The organism is Microthrixaceae bacterium (assembly GCA_016702505.1).
Classification (GTDB): Bacteria; Actinomycetota; Acidimicrobiia; order Acidimicrobiales; family Iamiaceae; genus Aquihabitans.
The window spans coordinates 1-16,770 of the sequence record JADJDU010000023.1; the positions used below are offsets into that span (position 1 = coordinate 1).

The 16,770-nt window shown below is 66.3% G+C and carries 24 protein-coding genes; all 24 read right to left on the minus strand.

Annotation, left to right across the window (positions count from 1 at the left end; genetic code table 11):
- Positions 1-1,133: 1,133 nt before the first annotated feature.
- The 24 genes from IPG97_15735 to IPG97_15850 all read right to left on the minus strand — a co-directional run bounded on the left by IPG97_15735 (position 1,134) and on the right by IPG97_15850 (position 16,217).
- Entirely contained in the window at positions 1,134-1,277 is a 144-nt protein-coding gene (locus IPG97_15735; protein ID MBK6857945.1) for a hypothetical protein, read from the minus strand.
- A 711-nt stretch (positions 1,278-1,988) separates the two neighbouring features.
- Entirely contained in the window at positions 1,989-2,204 is a 216-nt protein-coding gene (locus IPG97_15740; GenBank protein ID MBK6857946.1) for a hypothetical protein, read from the minus strand.
- Between the two features lie 683 nt (positions 2,205-2,887).
- Positions 2,888-3,349 (minus strand): hypothetical protein, encoded by a 462-nt coding sequence (locus IPG97_15745; GenBank protein ID MBK6857947.1) that lies wholly within the window; start codon positions 3,347-3,349, stop codon positions 2,888-2,890.
- A 32-nt stretch (positions 3,350-3,381) separates the two neighbouring features.
- Positions 3,382-3,624 (minus strand): hypothetical protein, encoded by a 243-nt coding sequence (locus tag IPG97_15750; protein ID MBK6857948.1) that lies wholly within the window; start codon positions 3,622-3,624, stop codon positions 3,382-3,384.
- 212 nt (positions 3,625-3,836) lie between these two features.
- Positions 3,837-3,998: a hypothetical protein gene (locus tag IPG97_15755; GenBank protein ID MBK6857949.1), complete on the minus strand. Its 162-nt coding sequence runs from the start codon at positions 3,996-3,998 to the stop codon at positions 3,837-3,839.
- A gap of 578 nt (positions 3,999-4,576) precedes the next feature.
- A complete protein-coding gene (locus IPG97_15760; protein ID MBK6857950.1) occupies positions 4,577-5,464 on the minus strand; it encodes a hypothetical protein in 888 nt (295 codons plus the stop codon).
- 5 nt (positions 5,465-5,469) lie between these two features.
- Entirely contained in the window at positions 5,470-5,715 is a 246-nt protein-coding gene (locus IPG97_15765) for a hypothetical protein (GenBank protein MBK6857951.1), read from the minus strand.
- Positions 5,716-5,929: 214 nt separating this feature from the next.
- Positions 5,930-6,148 (minus strand): hypothetical protein, encoded by a 219-nt coding sequence (locus tag IPG97_15770; protein MBK6857952.1) that lies wholly within the window; start codon positions 6,146-6,148, stop codon positions 5,930-5,932.
- A gap of 29 nt (positions 6,149-6,177) precedes the next feature.
- On the minus strand, positions 6,178-6,735 hold the full coding sequence (locus IPG97_15775) for a hypothetical protein (GenBank protein MBK6857953.1): 558 nt from the start codon (positions 6,733-6,735) through the stop codon (positions 6,178-6,180).
- A gap of 2 nt (positions 6,736-6,737) precedes the next feature.
- Positions 6,738-7,001 carry a hypothetical protein gene (locus IPG97_15780; protein ID MBK6857954.1) on the minus strand — a complete coding sequence of 88 codons (264 nt, stop codon included), beginning with the start codon at positions 6,999-7,001 and terminating at the stop codon, positions 6,738-6,740.
- A 31-nt stretch (positions 7,002-7,032) separates the two neighbouring features.
- Positions 7,033-7,476, minus strand: coding sequence for a hypothetical protein (locus tag IPG97_15785; protein ID MBK6857955.1), 444 nt, complete (start codon positions 7,474-7,476; stop codon positions 7,033-7,035).
- Positions 7,473-8,381 (minus strand): phage major capsid protein, encoded by a 909-nt coding sequence (locus tag IPG97_15790; protein ID MBK6857956.1) that lies wholly within the window; start codon positions 8,379-8,381, stop codon positions 7,473-7,475. The genes IPG97_15785 and IPG97_15790 overlap by 4 nt, the downstream gene beginning before the upstream one ends.
- A 157-nt stretch (positions 8,382-8,538) precedes the next feature.
- Positions 8,539-9,186 (minus strand): HK97 family phage prohead protease, encoded by a 648-nt coding sequence (locus IPG97_15795; protein MBK6857957.1) that lies wholly within the window; start codon positions 9,184-9,186, stop codon positions 8,539-8,541.
- On the minus strand, positions 9,179-9,769 hold the full coding sequence (locus IPG97_15800) for a phage portal protein (GenBank protein MBK6857958.1): 591 nt from the start codon (positions 9,767-9,769) through the stop codon (positions 9,179-9,181). Before IPG97_15800 ends, IPG97_15795 begins: the two co-directional genes overlap by 8 nt.
- Positions 9,657-10,319, minus strand: a complete 663-nt coding sequence (locus tag IPG97_15805; protein MBK6857959.1) for a phage portal protein — start codon at positions 10,317-10,319, stop codon at positions 9,657-9,659. Before IPG97_15805 ends, IPG97_15800 begins: the two co-directional genes overlap by 113 nt.
- Positions 10,320-10,458: 139 nt before the next feature.
- The gene (locus tag IPG97_15810) at positions 10,459-10,905 is read right to left on the minus strand and encodes a hypothetical protein (GenBank protein ID MBK6857960.1); all 447 of its coding nucleotides are present in this window, start codon (positions 10,903-10,905) and stop codon (positions 10,459-10,461) included.
- On the minus strand, positions 10,880-11,320 hold the full coding sequence (locus tag IPG97_15815; GenBank protein MBK6857961.1) for a hypothetical protein: 441 nt from the start codon (positions 11,318-11,320) through the stop codon (positions 10,880-10,882). Before IPG97_15815 ends, IPG97_15810 begins: the two co-directional genes overlap by 26 nt.
- Positions 11,268-12,146 (minus strand): hypothetical protein, encoded by an 879-nt coding sequence (locus IPG97_15820; protein ID MBK6857962.1) that lies wholly within the window; start codon positions 12,144-12,146, stop codon positions 11,268-11,270. Before IPG97_15820 ends, IPG97_15815 begins: the two co-directional genes overlap by 53 nt.
- Before the next feature lie 504 nt (positions 12,147-12,650).
- The gene (locus IPG97_15825) at positions 12,651-12,941 is read right to left on the minus strand and encodes a hypothetical protein (GenBank protein MBK6857963.1); all 291 of its coding nucleotides are present in this window, start codon (positions 12,939-12,941) and stop codon (positions 12,651-12,653) included.
- Between the two features lie 9 nt (positions 12,942-12,950).
- Positions 12,951-13,187 (minus strand): hypothetical protein, encoded by a 237-nt coding sequence (locus tag IPG97_15830; protein MBK6857964.1) that lies wholly within the window; start codon positions 13,185-13,187, stop codon positions 12,951-12,953.
- 774 nt (positions 13,188-13,961) lie between these two features.
- Positions 13,962-14,411 carry an AAA family ATPase gene (locus IPG97_15835; protein MBK6857965.1) on the minus strand — a complete coding sequence of 150 codons (450 nt, stop codon included), beginning with the start codon at positions 14,409-14,411 and terminating at the stop codon, positions 13,962-13,964.
- A gap of 466 nt (positions 14,412-14,877) precedes the next feature.
- Positions 14,878-15,186, minus strand: coding sequence for a hypothetical protein (locus IPG97_15840; GenBank protein MBK6857966.1), 309 nt, complete (start codon positions 15,184-15,186; stop codon positions 14,878-14,880).
- A complete protein-coding gene (locus tag IPG97_15845) occupies positions 15,155-15,385 on the minus strand; it encodes a hypothetical protein (protein ID MBK6857967.1) in 231 nt (76 codons plus the stop codon). Before IPG97_15845 ends, IPG97_15840 begins: the two co-directional genes overlap by 32 nt.
- Positions 15,386-15,878: 493 nt before the next feature.
- Positions 15,879-16,217 carry a hypothetical protein gene (locus IPG97_15850; GenBank protein MBK6857968.1) on the minus strand — a complete coding sequence of 113 codons (339 nt, stop codon included), beginning with the start codon at positions 16,215-16,217 and terminating at the stop codon, positions 15,879-15,881.
- Positions 16,218-16,770 lie beyond the last annotated feature (553 nt).

Sequence of the window (16,770 nt, forward strand, 5' to 3'; positions counted from 1 at the left end):
GCTCGCAGCCACACAGGGCCAGGCCGGTCAAGGTCGTATCGGTGGCGTCGAACGACCAGCCCATCCGGTGCTCGATGGCGAGCACCTTGTCATCGACGCGGCATACCCCGACGGGGGGGTCTCCACCCGGACCGATACCACGACACGACCAGCGCCATCAGACCACCTCCGTCATCTCACCCGTCGTCCCCAACCAGCGGAAGGACATCTCCACGTAGCCGTAAGGCAACGACGACAGCCCGTCATCGGACGTGCCCATCGGACGGCCCACGATCTCGCGGTGGCCAATCCCCGGCAGCCTCAACCACAACGACCCGGGCCTGTAGCCATCGCATCAAACTCGGCCGCCAACGCCACCCACCAGTCACCCGCCGCTCATCATCACCCGGCGTCCAACCCTCCACGTCGAGACTGATATCCAACAGGGCAGCAACATCACGACGCCAGCCACCCCGCCGACATCGAGCGTTGCGCCGTCTGAGACGACACCCGACGGGCCAAGCCCATTTACCTTCACCAACGACCCTCTCAGGGTTCGCCTGTGCCGTCACCGCACACCAGCAGACCCAACCCCGAACTGGTACACGCCTGTCAGTGGAGACGCCATCAGTGAGACTTCACCCTCAACAAACGGTCAAACTCCGGACCCGATCAGATCGACTGTCACCACGGGGTAGCCGCCTCATTCACCGTCCGTTCAGGGTCCGCGGTCCGGCCGCCAACTTCGCTTGGCCGCGCGCCGGTCACGCCCGTTGAACCGCCTTTGCTTGCGCTTATCTACCGCCACTGCTCAGGCGTGGTGACACACGACCCGACCCGCCAGGATCTAGCCGCGAATCTCCGGGCGCATTCTCGCCCACCGGATACACCCGGCCGCGCTCCGACACGGCCACCGATCACTGACCACCACGGTTCGCCTCATCAGTCCCAGACAGGGCGATCTCCATCGCCCGGTTGATCGCGTCCACCGCCTGGAGGCGGGTCTGAAGACTCGATCGTCCACGGGCGGGCCGTCAGAGAGTTGAGCTGCTCAGCCATCTCAGAGTCGCTGACGCACCGGCGACCCCGGCTCCATCTGCCCCCGCCAACTCCAGGAGCTTGACGATCTGGCCATCTAGAGCGCCCTTAGTTCGCTAGCGCAGCGTCCAGCTCGGCCTGCGCGCTATCGCCTGCGCCACAAGCGCATCGGTGACCTTGCGCTCGGCCTCCTCGACCGCCGCCCTCGCCTCGACCACAGCACCCTGCTGATCCACGACCCGCTGCTGAGCCGCTGCCACCTGGTCCTGAGCGTCACGGACCCGACCCCCGCCTCCGCTACACGGTCGTTCGCCTCCACGACCCGCTGCTGAGCCTCCACGACCCGCTGGGCCAGAGCCTCCTGCACCTCGACCACACGGGCCTTAGCCGCGACCAGCGCCTCCTCAGCGGTGCGCTCAGCATCAGCAGCCGCGGCGATCGCATCCTTGGCCGCGGTGACCTCCTCGGACTGCTCAATCCCACGGGCCTGAGCCTCCGCCAACTCCCCGGCCGCGTCACCGTTCCGCTCCTGCGCCTCACCCAGACGGATCTCCAGCCCGCTCTACACGGATCTGAAGCCGCTCACGTTCCTCCGCCCACTCTTTGCGGGCCTCAGCGTTGCGCCGCTCCCGCTCCACCGCAGCCTCGGCGGACTCACCAGGCTTTGCCTCGTCAATGTCAGGACCCGCGGCCAGAGCCTCACGGGCGTCTCGCAGGTCGAGGACGCCTCTTTCTCATCGAGGACCCGACCGGGCAGAGGTGGCCAGATCCTCCAGGACCTCAGCGGCGCGCTCACGGGCCTCGGTCAAATCCTCCTGAGCGGCCTTTGCTTGTCGCGCTGCGCCGATGCAAGATCCTTCTCAGCGTCAACGACCCCCCTCGTGGGCGTCCTCCAGCTCCTTGGTCCCAAACTGAAGATCACGCTGGGCGTCCGCTAGGTCCTCAGCGGCCGCTACCGCCCCTGTCGTGCGTCAGCCAAACCTCTCAGCATCAGCGACACCACGGGCGGCGTCAGCCACCCCCTTACGGGCCTCGGTCACGCCACGCTCAGCGTCAGCCACCCGATCCTGAGCGTCAGCCACCCCAGCCCGAGCAGACTCCACGCCCTCCTCGGCGGACCGCAGACCATCGACGGCGGACCGTGCAGCGTCAGCCGCTGCCTCCTCTGCCGCCAGATCACGGGCCAACGCAGCCGAAGCCTCAGCGGCCCCGCACCCGGAGGACTGGTAGTCCTCTAATGCAATCCGTCAGCTTGTCCACCGACATGATCGTCGGGTCGACACCAGTCGCCGCCAGCGCCTTCTCAGCGTCCGCCACCGACATACCAGACCGCTTAGCGGCCTCCTCTATCCGATCGGCGGCATCCTCGTACGCCTTGGCCCGACCCTTAGCCGCCTTCTTCGCCTCGGCCGTCTCGCGGTCAGCGTCGATGTCGAACAGGTCGCCAGGGTCAGGCAGGCCAGCGAACGACCCCCAGCCTCCTTGATCGCATCACCCCACGCCCTGGTCTCAGCGGCCGTCTGGCGCAGGCCCGCAACCGTGCGACCGTTCGGCCTGATCGAACTGGTCAGCCCACTGATTCGCCGCACCGCGCCAGCAGCACCCCACTGATTCCACGCAGCAGCATCAGCCACCAGCGCACCAGCCAGCGCACCAGCGGCGACACCAGCGCCCGTCATCTTCTGCGCCGTCGTCGCCGTCTCCGACCCGTACGCACGGACAGCACCAACACCAGACCGCAACAGGCCGACACCCTCAGCGACCTTCGGCCCCAACAACCCGAGACCCACCACCAGCCCCTATGCCGACCACCCCGGTCTGCATCGGAGCAGGCAGCGCACCAAACGCACTCGCCAGACCCGCTATCCCCTTAGCGGCCGTAGCGGCAGCAGGCACCAGCGACGTGCCAATGGAAGCCGCACTTGTTCTCTAGCTCGGCCTTCGCCCTCTTGGACGACATCGCCAACCCGTCAGCCTCCCGAGCCGCCGCCCCCGACGCCTTACCCGCGCCGGCCAGCATCAGCGAATAGGTCGCCAACGCCTTCTCCTGGGCGGTCAACTCACGGGCCGACGACTTGCCCGTCTCGGCCAACGCCTGCTGCTCCACTGCCGCCGCGTTGATCGTCGGAACAAACTTCTGCAAGGCGTCGTACTCGCCCCGGAACGCAGCCGTCTGCGCCTCGATCACGTCCACCGGATTCGCGTTGTGGAAGGCCGCGAAGTCACCAGCAAGGGTGATCATCGACTTAGACATCTGCGCCGACTTGGCGGCCCCGACGCCCATCTGGGTGAACAGGTTTCCCGAAGGTGGATGCGGACTCCAGCGCCTCACGCTTCGACAGGGCGAGCGCCTCGGTCGCGCCCTCAGCAAACTGATTGATGATCCCCACCGACTCCCCTGAATACGGCGTTCGTTTTGGCTTGCGCCTCCGCCAGCTCGCCAGCGGCTTTGGTCGACGCACCCAACACCGCCACCGTGCCGCCCAACACGATCCCACCCGCAACCTGACGGGCGTTGCTCAGTTTCGCCGCGTAATCATCGGCCGACTTACCGAGGCTTGTCGCTCTCTTGGCGGTCTTGTCCACCGCTTTGTCGACCGCCGACAACTCCTTCTGGACGCGCTTCAGCGCCGCCAGCGTCTGCTGGTCCCTCGTCGTTATGTCGATCGTGAGCGCGCCCAGTCATGGCTCTGACCTCTACGGCCTCGGCGGACTCAACCTGCTCGGCGGGGAACAAGGTCAACGACGACGCCACTAGAGCGAACGTCGCCAACGGGTCAGCCGACTGACGGACCCACAACCAGTGGACCACCGCCAGATCAGCGAGTAGACTCGCCCTCGCCCCGCTCCAAGATCCCCAACACCGCAAGATCGAGGTCCTGCCCCGTCTCCATGCGGAACTGCATCGCATCCAGCCCCGTGACCTTCGCCAGGTCCACGACCTGCTCGGACCCGTCGACCGTAACCGTGATCTGACTCACTCCGAACCCCCAGGGAAAGCCGCCTTCAAGGCGGACTCGTAACCGGCCGCATACAGGGCCTCGACCTCATCAACATGGGCAGCGATCGCATCGTTGATCGCATGCGGCCCCTGACCGGCCACGCCAGCCGTCCACGAGTTCCCCCGCCCACGGCGGGGCCTGCCGTGCGGAGAATCACGGTACCGCTCAGCCGCATACCAGCCGGTCCGGCGAGACATGCCCCAGAAGGCAGCCTTGGCATAACCAGGGCCACCAGAGATCGCCAGACGGGCCGTCGACTGAGTGCCCCGGGCTTGATCGCACCGGCGGCCGGACCTGCTGGCGGGTGCCAGAGCGGGCAGCAGACCGCGCCCACTCCGACACCTCCTCAGCAACCCTCTTATTCGCCTTGCGCTGCTCCCGGCCCACCCCTGAGACGACGCCTTCAAGCCGGCGATCAACTCGGCCAAGGCCATCGGCCTCCATGTACAGCAGCGCCGACACGGCTCAGTAGGCGGTGTCGGTGGTCTGGTACTCCAACGTCCACGCCGGATCGGTGCCGTTATCCAGCACACGGAACGGCAACGGCTGCTCGGGCGTCACATCGAGGGCCAACCTTCGGGGACGACCCGGTGAGCTGGATCAGCGGGAACGTCGCCCGAAACAGGAAGTCGAACCCAGTCTCGATCTCGGGACCGGTGAAGGTGATGATCAGATCTTCGAGCTCGGTCCCGGCCAGCCACGCGTCCTGCCAAGAATCGTCCTCGTAGTCGAGCGACAGAGTGCCGGTCGGTTCCACACGGGTATTCAGCACCGGCTTCTCGCGGCCACCCGCACAGATCCGCCACCGCTCCATGTCGAGCCCGGTCGGGATCGTGGAAGTCAGCAGACCGCAGGCACTCAGAGTTGCCGTCGATCGACACCACACAGTCGATGTCACGGTAGACATGCGACGAAGTGGGGTAAGACGGGGTGACCGACGCCGCCGCAGTGTCGAGCGTCTTGTAGGCGAACGTCGACTTGAGGACCGGCAGGCCCTTCGCCGTCAGGGCGAGGTTCAGCGACTCGGCCATGCACCCGAGGTAGTCGTGATGGTTCACCGTGCCGCCCACATCAGCGCGTCCGGCGTGGACGGTGAAGGACTTGGTGGGGCCGGTCGTGGTCGGCGTGAACGTGTGCAACCGGGTCAGAGTCGCGCCGCCCGGCGTGGTGGTCGCCACCGTCGACGCCACCGAAGCGAACACCAGCCCCAACGACTTCGCCATCAGGTCCAGGGTCAGCACATGCTGACCACCACGGGGCACAGCCACAGAGCGGCCCGTCGGGGTGGCCACCGTCGCCGGGCGCATCCCCCTGGACTGAAGAAACTCGACGTTCGGGGTAGCGTCATCGGTCTGGTTCTCGACGCCGCGGGTCAAAGTGGTGGCCTTGGTCCCCCACTCCACGGTCTCCTCGCCGATCGTCCAGAAGTTGTCTTGGATGCCCATATCTATCAGCCCTCCAGGCCGGTCGGGTCGGAGTCACCAGCGGGCGCTAGCGACGGATCATCGGCCTTGCTGGCCGACTTCTTGGCCGAGGGCTTCTCGGCCTTCTCGGGCTCGACGGGCTCGAACGACCCACCAAGAGACGCCACAAGCGCCTCGTCCAGGTCGAGCACGTCCCCCGGATCAGGGGCGAACGGCGGCACGCCCACGGGCGCGAAGACATAGCCGGCATCGCCGGTGTAACGGACCTTCATTGAAGGCTCCTCTCTCAGTTGAGACGGGCGGTCACGTCGACCACCACACGCGCCGTCCCGATCGGACCCTCAGGGGTCTGACCGCACGACATCGACTTCTCCGCCACCCACCCGGAACAGCACCCGTCCATATCCGATAGGGGCCGGTTCATCGGCCAGAACGTCCTGGATCGCCGCCACGACGGCCGACGTGCGGCACATCGTTGAATCCAGATCACCCCCGCCCTGTTATGACCACGATCAGCGGCAGCCGGAACGACTCATCGCGCACCTGTCGCCCCGACTTCATCACCGGCCGGTCCTCGGTGGACGACAGTTCATCCACGAACACCATTTCAGGTTTGCGGTGCAGATCCCCCGGCCAACCGGAATGGACATCCACGCTGCCAATCAGCGACGGATGGACCCGCAACAGCGACACCAGCCGCTCCACGGCAGACCACCACACCGTCGTCTCCGCCATCACGCCACCCGGCAGCCAATACCGGGCACGCACCCCAACCAGCAGCCGGTCAACCTCCAAGAACCCAGTGGGGCGACCAGCAGACCAGTCCGGGGTCGAATACCTCGTAGTGCCGCCGTCGAAGCTCTGAGCCAACACGTCCCGAGACGTACCGGACCCCGACGCCGCCACGACACGCCCGACGTACTCGGCGCTGCGCGTAGCACCTCCTCAGGCGGGGCATCCAGACCGACCTGGACCGACACCGTGACCACCCCAGGCCCAACGGCCACCGACGGATACACCACCGACCCCGAGAACTTGTGGGTGCCAGACACCGCCACCCCGTCGACCGCCACCGACGTAACGGACCTCACCGGCCCATCCACCGCCAACGACACCACGGGGGACGGAACGTTGACCCGCACCACCGAGGCCCGAGGCACCATCGGCACCCCGACGAACCGCTCCGCCAACGCCTCGAACTCCGACACCAGCCGGTCGATCTCGGCGTCAGCAACACCGGACAGCAACGCCATCCGACGCTCACGGGCCTCAGCAGCGGTCAGGTACGCCACGCTCAGCCCCTACGGGTCCGCTTCACGGGCGCAGCCTCGACGGCCTGCTCCACCTCTGGGGCATCCGCAGCGGTCTCACGGGAGCCGACAACCCCGGCACGCACACCGAACCGGGCTAGCTCCGCATCCACCTCGGCCACGCGGCCAGACAGCCCACGCAGCACATAGCCGTCACGCTCCACCAGCAGGGCCGCAACATACGAATCAGACACAACACACCTCCAACGGAGCGAACATGGGGGAGGTGTGGGCCTGGGGGGAGGCATCAGCCACCAACCCAGGCCCACGCCAACCGACCTAGAAGGTCGGCGTAACCAGGCCAGTGCCACCGACAGTGGCGATGGCCTTCGGGTAACGCCCGGCCGTGGTGGCCGAGTAGCCGTAAGCAACGAGCTTCACGGTCAGGTTGCCGCCGTTGGTCTGCTCGAAACGCAGCTCACGGGGGGCACCGTCGCCGTCCTCCCACAGGAGGATGTCGTCAGCCTTCGCCACGATCACCAGGTCCTCATTGGTGCCGGCACCGAGGTTGGTGGCCATGTTGGCGTCGGTGACGACGGGCAGACCGAACAGCGACCCGACGACCTGCCCGTACTCGGCAGCAACACCCACACCAACAGCGTTGGATGGTGCGTTCAGGCCGATCAGGGGACGGTTGGTAGAGTCGACCGCAGCGGTCAGCCAGCCCCAGCGACGGGGGTGCATGAAGATCGCGGTGGCGGGCATGAACCGGTTCGAGTTCACCCGCTGCACAGCGTCAGCGAGCTTCCGGGAAGAACTCGGCCACAGTGGGGGGACGCGTCGGTGTAGGTCACGGCCTCGATCCCGGCAGTGCCGGTGATGGCGGTGTACACCGAAGTGTCCAGCACGGTCGCATAGTGCGAAGCGAGATCACCGAACACCACCAGGTCGATGCCGACCCCACGCTCCAACGCCTGACGGGAAACGTCCTGCTGACCGGCGATGGTCTGCAACGAGACAGCCAAAGTCGTCTCATCGAAGTTGGTTTCCGACACGGCGTCGTTCTCGGCCGCCTGGACGGCGGTGGTGGTGCCGGTGGTGCCAAGCGGGATGTTGAAGGTCATCCCACCAGCAGGCAGCGGGAGCCGACGTACCGAGTTGGCGATCGGGCGGCCAGCCCGAGCGATCGGAGCGAACATGTCCACCAGGTACTGAGGTGGCACCAGCGCACCGAACGCACCGGTGCCGACATCGCGGGTCTCCAGCGCCATCCGCTGATGACGCTCCAGCCGCTCCCGGGCCTGCCAGTCGCCACCGAACTCGGAGCGGTAGGCATCCTGAAGGAACGAGTGCTCACCACCGTCGCGGTACACGACAGGCTCAGCGCCGACACGGATCTCGGGGGACCCGTTGGGGGCAGGGAAGCGGGCAGCCACAGCGTCAGCAGCAGCACGGGCCTCTTCGAGCGCAACGAGCTCGGCCTCACGCTCCTGAAGCTGGGCGAGATCGGCATCAGCGGCAGCGACGGCGGAACGGGCCTCGTTGAACTGTGCGGTCTCGGCATCGCTGAGTGCTGAATCGTCTCGGGCCTCGGCCGCAGCGATCACCGAATCGATGACGGCCATGTGGCCGGCGCGAGTGTCGAGGCACTCACGGATAGAAGCTCGGATCTGTTCGAGCAGGGTCATGACAGGACCTCCATGGGTCACGTTGGTTGGCACCCGTGCCGGGCGGCGCGGGTGAGTCGTGGCTCAGGTGGACCGCAGGTGGACCGCAGGTGGTGCCCCCTAGAGGGGTCCGGCGTGCGGTTCGGCGTGCAGCCCGGCGTGGGCCGGGAGTGGCTGCCTAGATAGACAGCCGGGCACGGACAGCCGAAGCCATCCGCAGATCAAGACCGCGCACCGACGGCGCTGGCACGTCGTCGCGCACCTGGGCGACGGTCGCAGGATTCGCCGGGTAGGTCACCAGCGAAACATCGAACAGTTGGACCTCGATGATCCGCCGCACGAGGTAGTCCGCATCCCACTCCTGACGGATCACACGGAAAGCGAAGGACATCTCATCGAGATCGCCTCGCTCCATCGCGGACAGCACCGACGCCACCAGCGGAGACGAACGGTCAAGCGAGGCATCACACCGCAGGCCCACAGCGTCGGACGCCAGCGTCAGCGTCTTAGCGGCCGTGCGTGCCAGAGGTAGGCCCTCATGGTTCACCAGGAGACGCACGTCGTCACGCTCGACCACCGACTTGGCGCAAGCGCCCTCAACGATCACCTCAGACCAGCCGCCACGCTCCGGGCCACCAGCCACGTCATAAGGGAACCCGTACACCGTGGCGTACCCCGACATCGACACGCCGCCGTCCTCATCCGCTCGCACCTCGGGCACAGCGAACCGCCGGGCCTCCACAGTGCGGCCACGCTGCACCACCGACAGAGACGACATGTCACCACCCAGACGGGCAGCGACCACATCAGGCAACAACTCAGACATCTGACCCTCCAGGTCCGTTCAGCGCCACCGTCTGGGCACCGACACCGCCAGGCAACGGTGGACGATCCTCATGCTCGCGAGCCTCATCCGGCGTCCCCCAACCGCCACGGATGCGCAACGCCTCCACCTCCGCCTGCGTCTTCAAGTCCACCTTCACCAGCGCCCCGGTGTTGACCTTCACGTATTCCGACGGCGGCACCATCGAAGACACGAACTCCTCCATCAGAGTCACCCACCAACCCGCGTTATAGGTGAGGTAGTTCAGCGACCGCTGCTCGACGTTCGCGTACGTCTGACTGTTACCGGACTCGCCACCGATCATCTCCGGCGGCACCAGGAAGAACCCGGCGATGTCGGCCTTGTTCGCCTTGATCGTCTCCAGGAACTGGGACTCCTCCGGGCTCACCTGGATCGCCTCGTAAGTGACACCCAACCCGAGCACCACCGGCTCACGACCAGACACCGCAGCCCTAAACCGCTCCTTGATCGTCGCCGCCTGATCCTGGGTTACCGGCTGGTCTGTCGACAGCACCGCCGAAGGGTGAGCGCCATCGCTGAACCACCGGCGACCCGAACTCGCCAGCCGACAACCCCAACCCCGTCATCGACGCCGCGTACTGCAGCGGGGACAACCCGATAGGCGACCCCGGAACAGTGAACGCAGGCCAATGCACCAAGTCATCACCGACCGGACGACCATCAAGCAACCACTGCACCGACCCAACACCAACCGGCCGAGCCGACATCCTCGACGGAGACAAGATCTCCATCTGCACCGGATACCCCAGCCGGTCACGAGCCGCCACCAAACCGAACACGTTCCCGGCCGTCAACCACGACATCAACACCTGACGACGCCACCCGATCGCATGCATGTGCAACCACGGAGCCGACAGCAGCGGGGACGGCCGCTCAACCTCCACCGGCACACCAGCCGCCCGGCGGTACTGCTTCACCGGCAACGCCGACAACCGAGAGATCAGATCCATACACGACCACACCGCACCCAACCGGAGCGCCTGGTCCACATCCGACACGGCACCATGACCGCCACCAGACCGACGGACACGCTCAGCCGCCAGCACCTCAGCCAACGACCCCACAGAACGACGCTCAGGGCGGAACAGGCTCATGCCCGCACCTCAACCGCGGCGACCAAAGCCACCCCGGCCACCACCAAAGCCAACGGCACCGACCACATCGACACACCGGCCACCACAAGGGCGAGACCGAACAACTCGAGCAACACGTGCACCATCGGCTCCTCTCCCCTCAGTAGACGCTCATCGACACATCAACAGCAGGCATCGACACAGCAGCGTGATGGGCCAACACCACAGCCACCAGCGGCGACATGTCATGGTCCCCACGACGATCAATCAGCAGGGCATCCCCCGCCTTGCGCTTCTCCGCCCACGACACCGCCGACGACAACTCCGGCCGGTCACGGTGCACCACTTCCTCATCCACCACCGCATCAAAGAACCCCGCCGTAGCCAGCTTCAGGGCGGCAAACGCGACCCGCGCCACCGTGACCCCAGCAGCCTCCAGATCACCGATCAGCGCGGCCGCTGGACCCGCCTCATCAATCACCACCCGGCGCACTGCCCCATCGGCCACCAATGCGGCCACCTCGGCCACGACCCAGCCAGTGCCAGCGCCAGTCGCCACCACATCGACCCCGATACCACCCTCACGGCACTCCCCAGCCACCGCCACAGACGACGACGACCGATCCGGCCGCACCGCCACCGCAAGATCCACACCACCGACCAGCCACCCAGGCCGCTCCAGCACGACGCCCCGACTCCCCGCTGCGACACGACGACCAATCAGCCTCAGCGATCACAGACCACTGAGGGCCCAACCCGTTGTCAGGGTCAGGGAAGATCCCCAACCGCTCACGGGCAAACTCGGCATCGGTCAGATTCGACCGCTCCACCGTCCCAATGAACTCCTCAGTGATCAGCGACCCGAGCGACGGGTTCCCCTCCAACCACGCTCCACGATCACCTAGCGCCCCAGCAACAGCATCGGCGTCAGAAGCATCGACATCGACGGACCACTCGGCGTAAGTGATCTCACCCGCACGACCACGGGCGATGATCTTCCGCAAAGCATTCGACTCGGCCACCTCCAACGGGGCCGGGGCTCGTCCACCACAGCTGCGGATCAGGACGGGCCGACATCGTTGGCAGCAGGGAACCGAGATCGTTGATGTAGTAGGCCTCGTCCAGGACCACCCGGTCCCCCGAGAAGCCACGACCACCACCCTTCGAGCGGGCCTTGGAACTGGAGCCTCTTTCCGTTGCGAAGCTCGATCCGCTCCTTGCCGTTGCTGTCGTAAATCCCTTGACCTCGGCCATCAACTCCGGCGTGGTCTCCACCAGAGTCCTGATCCTGGTGAAGTGCTCCAGCGACGTGTCGAACCGGTGCGCCGTGTGAGTGATCAGATCCACCGCGTCATCGAGGAAGAGCCAGTACAGCTCCGCAGCCTCCAGCACCCCGCCCTTACCGTTCTGGCGAGGAACCACCAACGCAACCTCGAACGAAGCGCAGAACCCTTCGGCGGTCTCAGCTAGTGCGGCGTCGAGAACCAGTTCCTGCCACGGGAGCAGCACCAGGCCCGCCGACATCGCCAACTCCACCGCTTCCGGCCCCGCTGTTGACGCTGCGCTTGGGCGGCTCAGGAACCGAGGGGCGGCACCAGCGGCGGCGCGGCGGTCCTCTCTGCGACGGCGTAGCTCATCCTTGCGGCTCACCTCCGGCTCGGCGATGTCATCGAGTGCCCGCAACACTTCGAGTAGACGGCCAGTCAGAGGCGCTAGACGCTCTCGGTCGTCCTCGCCCACCAGGTCGATCTCGTGAGCGAGCTTGTCCCGCACGGCCTCCAGGGCCTCGCGGTTGTCCCCGGATCTGACCGCCCTAGCTACAGGTCCGAGGGTCTTCGACGCGCTCACCACGACCTCCGGGGAGAGAGTTTTCCTGACTCCGGCCTCCGGGCGCCCTGTGGATAACCAAAGAAACGGTGGCCCCGTCACCAGCTCCGGCGCACGACGGACGGTTGCAGGACCTCGATCACCGCAGCGTGGCAGCGTCTGCGCAGGTCAGGTGTGATCGTCTTGGTCCCTCGGATGCTGTTGCACAGCCGGTGGGCGTGCCGCACGTTGGCAGGGTCAGTGCATGACCCGCCATGAGCACGAGGTACCAGCTCATCGAGTGCTGATCCGAGCGGTGCCCGCTGGTGGTCAGCGTCGAGGTCGATGAGCAGACCGCACAGGTGGCAGCACGGTTGCGTCGCCCGAACGTGAGCTATGAGCTTGCGCCGAGCGTGGGACTTGAGCGGGTGGACCATTCGGTCAGCCTCCCCGGTAACGCAAGAGTGACCCGGGCGCAGGGCCACGGGTCGCACTCAACTGCTGTAGACCTATCATGCAGGTCAGCGCATTGCAAGTACCACGAGGCTACGAGGCTCGGCGTTTGCGTTGTGCGTGGGCTTTGGCCTCAGCGATCAGGCCCGGCGTGATGCGGCTGGTGCCGTTGGCCCATGCCCGACAGATCGCCTCATGGGGCATGACCTTGTGGTTGCGGCGGAAGGTCTTGCACTGGCCGCACAGACGACTGCCGCTGTCGGCCAGGTCGACGTCGAGCCCGAAGCGGGCACAGTTGGCGCAGGCCTGCCGCTTGGGTTGGGCTAGTGGTGGCTCTGGCCGGAGTCCTGCGCTGGACTCGGCTGCAGGCGGTGAGGCAGCCATGCCATGGTCTCATCGAGTAGGGGCGAGGGCTGCGTCTGCTTCTCGGGTCCACCTCGTCGGCGTTGTCGGGTCGGAGTGGCTGCCCTTGGGTGCTCGGCCGTCGCTGCCGGAGCGGATCGACGCTTGTGCTCGGGCTTGGCGGTGCTTCTCGGCCACGATTGCATTTATGTCATGCGGGATGGTGTTGAGCCAGTTGGCCGCTATTTCTATATTGAGAATGATCCTGGCTCGGTCGGAGTTGTTCATGCTGCCGCCTGTGGGTTGCGCCGAATCATCCGGGTATCGGATTTACGGGAGTACCGGCCTCGGATTATCAGGTGCCCGTTGTTCCCGGCCTCGCGGATCATGCCGCTTACAGTTTTTGTTTGCAGGTCGTGCGCCGTCGCTACAGCGGCGACGATCTCGGGCATCGGCGTCCACGAGTCGTTGAGCCTCGACCATACATCACGCCAGGCGTCGCCGTATGGACTCCGCCTCGATGGGTCGAATCCCGGCCACAGTGCAGGTGGGTCCCAACCACCGGGACCCACCTGAGTTTTTTGGGTGGGGGTAGTGGGCGGCTGGTGGGTCCCTGGGTGGGTCCCCTCGGTGGGGTCTTCAGACCCCAACCCCACCGTGACGGGACCCACCCGGGACGAGCCCACACCAGGTGGGTCCGGGACCCACTGGGACCCACCGGGACCCACCTGGGTTATGGAGGGGATTTGAGGGCAGTTATCCACAGGCTAGAACTCCTCGGTGAGGTCGGATCGGGGGGACTGGGGCACGACGTAGGGCTTGGTCAGGGTGTGGAGCTGGGATCGGTTCGGGCCGGGCCGGGTCGTCACATGCCCCCTCCTCGATCAGGAGCCGGAGCGCTTCGGCCACCCACTTCTTTTTGCCTGACACGTCCGCCAATATGCCATTGCGAGTTGGGTAAACACCGGAGTCATTTAGGGTTTGGATTGCCGCTGCAACCTGCTCCATGAGAGTGGTCGGGCGGGTCCTTATTGGTGTGTCTGACTCGGGGGCACAAGATGCTTAGCGATTCTCGCCGCCAGAAGCGAAGCCACGGACGTGGCCTGGCCGGTCCTTGGCGACGGTGATCCGGCTGGTGCCGGTGCGGCCGAGCCCGAACGGTTGGGTGACCTCCAGGCGGTACACAGCCCCATCCACCCCGGCCAGCTTGTGTTGGGCCCCGATGCCGTACCGGCCTCTGGCCTCCTTGTCTTTGGGCACGTGGTCGATGAGCACGACGGCGCATCCGTGACGGGCGATCCGTCGGGGGAGCGCCAGGAGGAACTTGGCGGCGTCGTCGTTGTCGTTGATCGACCACCCGTTCTGTACCATCACCTCTGTGACGCCATCCACGATGGCCAGGGTTGGTTGGTGGTCGATCAGGAGCCGCTCTAGTGCGGCGATGGCCACCGGGTCGATCGGGTCGTCTGGGCGCACGTAGTGGAGTCGGCCGATGATGGCGTCACGGTCCACGCCGAGGCCCGGAGTCGGCCGACGATGCCCGTGGCGTGGTCTTCGAAGTCGAGGTAGATGACGTGTTCGCCCCTTCGGTGAGACGCTCGGCGGCGGCGGCGCATGCCAGCCAGCTCTTGCCCGATTCAGACTCCGCGTTGGAACGCGTGGACGCGCCCGGCGTAGAGGAGCTGGTGCCCGTCGTCGCGGGCGAGCATGGTGGGCTCGGTGGCCCATCGCCGTCGATGACGGCTGCGAGGTCGACGGGGGTCCAGGTGGTCCCGGCGTCGTCGGCGGGTTGGGCGGCTGCGAGGCGCTGGAGTTGGGCGAGGCTGGTGTTCAGGTCGCCGTTGCGAGGCCGAGTTGGCCGCTTCTAGGCCCCGCTGAGCAGCGCCCGCAACCGGGCAGTGTGGATGATCCGCCGGGTGTAGGCGGGTGCGCTGGTCGACAGGGAGCGTGGGTGACTATCGACAGGAGGTCGCGCCCGTCAAGCTGCCGTTGCCTCTCGGTGGGACGGTGACCGGATCGGGTTGCTCGCCGGCGGCGACGGTCTCACAGATGGCGGTGTAGATCGCTTGATGCCCGGGGCGTAAAGTGCTCGGGGCTTCAGGCCGAGACCGAGGACGGTCTCGGCTGCGGTCATCGAGTAGAGCATCACCCCGAGGACGCCGATCTCGGCGTCGGTGTCGTAGGGTACGTCTTGGCGGGTCCGGCTGGGCCGTGCCGTCAGTCCTTCGGCGGCGGCCTGGTGCTCGAGGATGTCGTCAGGGGTGGCGTCGGTGTCTGTGATCGTCACGCGCCCTTCCCGTCGGTCCAGAGGTCGTGGTGCGCCCCGGTGGTGATGGCGCGGTCGAGGGCTGCTTGTTCGTCGGGGTGCGGTCCGTCGCCAACATGGCCAGTTCGATGAGGTGGCCGAGGTCGGCACGGGACACCTCCACCGGCCGGTTCACGACGCCACCGCCTGAAGCGTGGCTGCGCTTGAGTTGGTCAGTCATCTTGGTCCTGTCTGTTCATGTCCCGCAGAATCCCGAGCAGTCCTCCCCGAACAGGGGGTAGATCCCATCCCGGTACTCCTCAATGTTGGCTTCCCCGAGTGGGACCCGCGGAGTCGTGGACATAGGTTCCCCCACCATCGGGAGGAGACCGGCGCGCTGCCGCTCCCGGAACGCCTCATCAGAAGTGGACCGCCTGCTCCCACTCGTCGGGCGCTTGGTCTCGGAGCCGTCGCCACTCGTCGTCCCGGTGGAATGGGCAGCCGATACAGGCCAGACCGGGGGCAAGTCCATCCGTGACGCTCCATCCATGCGTGGCAGCCATCCCGGTCCATCTTCTGGCCCACCAAGGGGTAGAGGTGCTCGATGCAGGCGTGGGCAGGGTCGCTCATCCGCTCGGTCTCATCCCACGGAGATGCCGAAGGACTGGTTGACGGCGTGATGTAGCGGCCACCGCTGCCTCGGCTTTAACCCCAGCAACTCCCGGATCTTCTTCTCAACGGGCCTCGATCTTGTAGGTCTTGGTGCAGGTGCGGCGCGTCCTGCCAGGAGTCCACTCGGCCCGTCGTGGCAGCGGTGGGTTCGTCGGGCGCACCTCATCACCCAGGACACCGCCTGCCCACCCGTGGGCGTCTTTATGAAGAAGGGATGAAGGACCGCTGTTTCCCGAGGTTCTCCGGGGGTGGTTCCTGGGGTTGCGAATGAACAGGTGCTCGTGTTGAGGGTTGATGTGGTCCTCGTAGATGCTGCCCGCCGAAACCGTGAGGACGGGGATGTCGTGAGCCTCCAACTCCGTCGTGAGCTTTGCCAGGTGGGCGACCTCGGCGGGTTCCATCCGGTGTCAGCGAAGATGCACGCATCGAACTTCCGGGAGTTTCCGTGGCGGACATGAGGGCGACCGTTGTGGACTTCCCCCCGCCCCGAGGGACAGAATGTTCAGCACGTCACGCGTCATCTCGGTCCATGCCTTCCCTTCGCTCGGGCCACGGCTCGCTTGGCTTCGGCCACCCTTCTTGTACGGGGCCGAGTGGATGATCCAGGCGCAGGTGGGGCAGGTGTTCGGGGGGTCCAGGCCGAGTTCGAGGATGGTGTCGGCTGCGTTGGTGGACCAGAGCATGACGCCGACACGCCGGGTGATTGCGGCGTCGGTGTCGTGGGGTACGTCTTGGCGGGTCCGGCTGGGCCGTGGGATCGAGCCCTTCGGCGGCGGCCTGCTCCTCTAGGACGTGGGAGGGTTCCGAGTTCGTGGGCGGCCTGGGGCATACCACCAGCATCCGGCTCCTGCGCTTGCCGCCTTGCCCGCCTTGCCCGCTCAGCAGCGAGCCGAGCCGGCGCACTCTCCGTCCACGTCGGGATGCCCTGGCGTCGATGCTCCACCGCACCCGCCT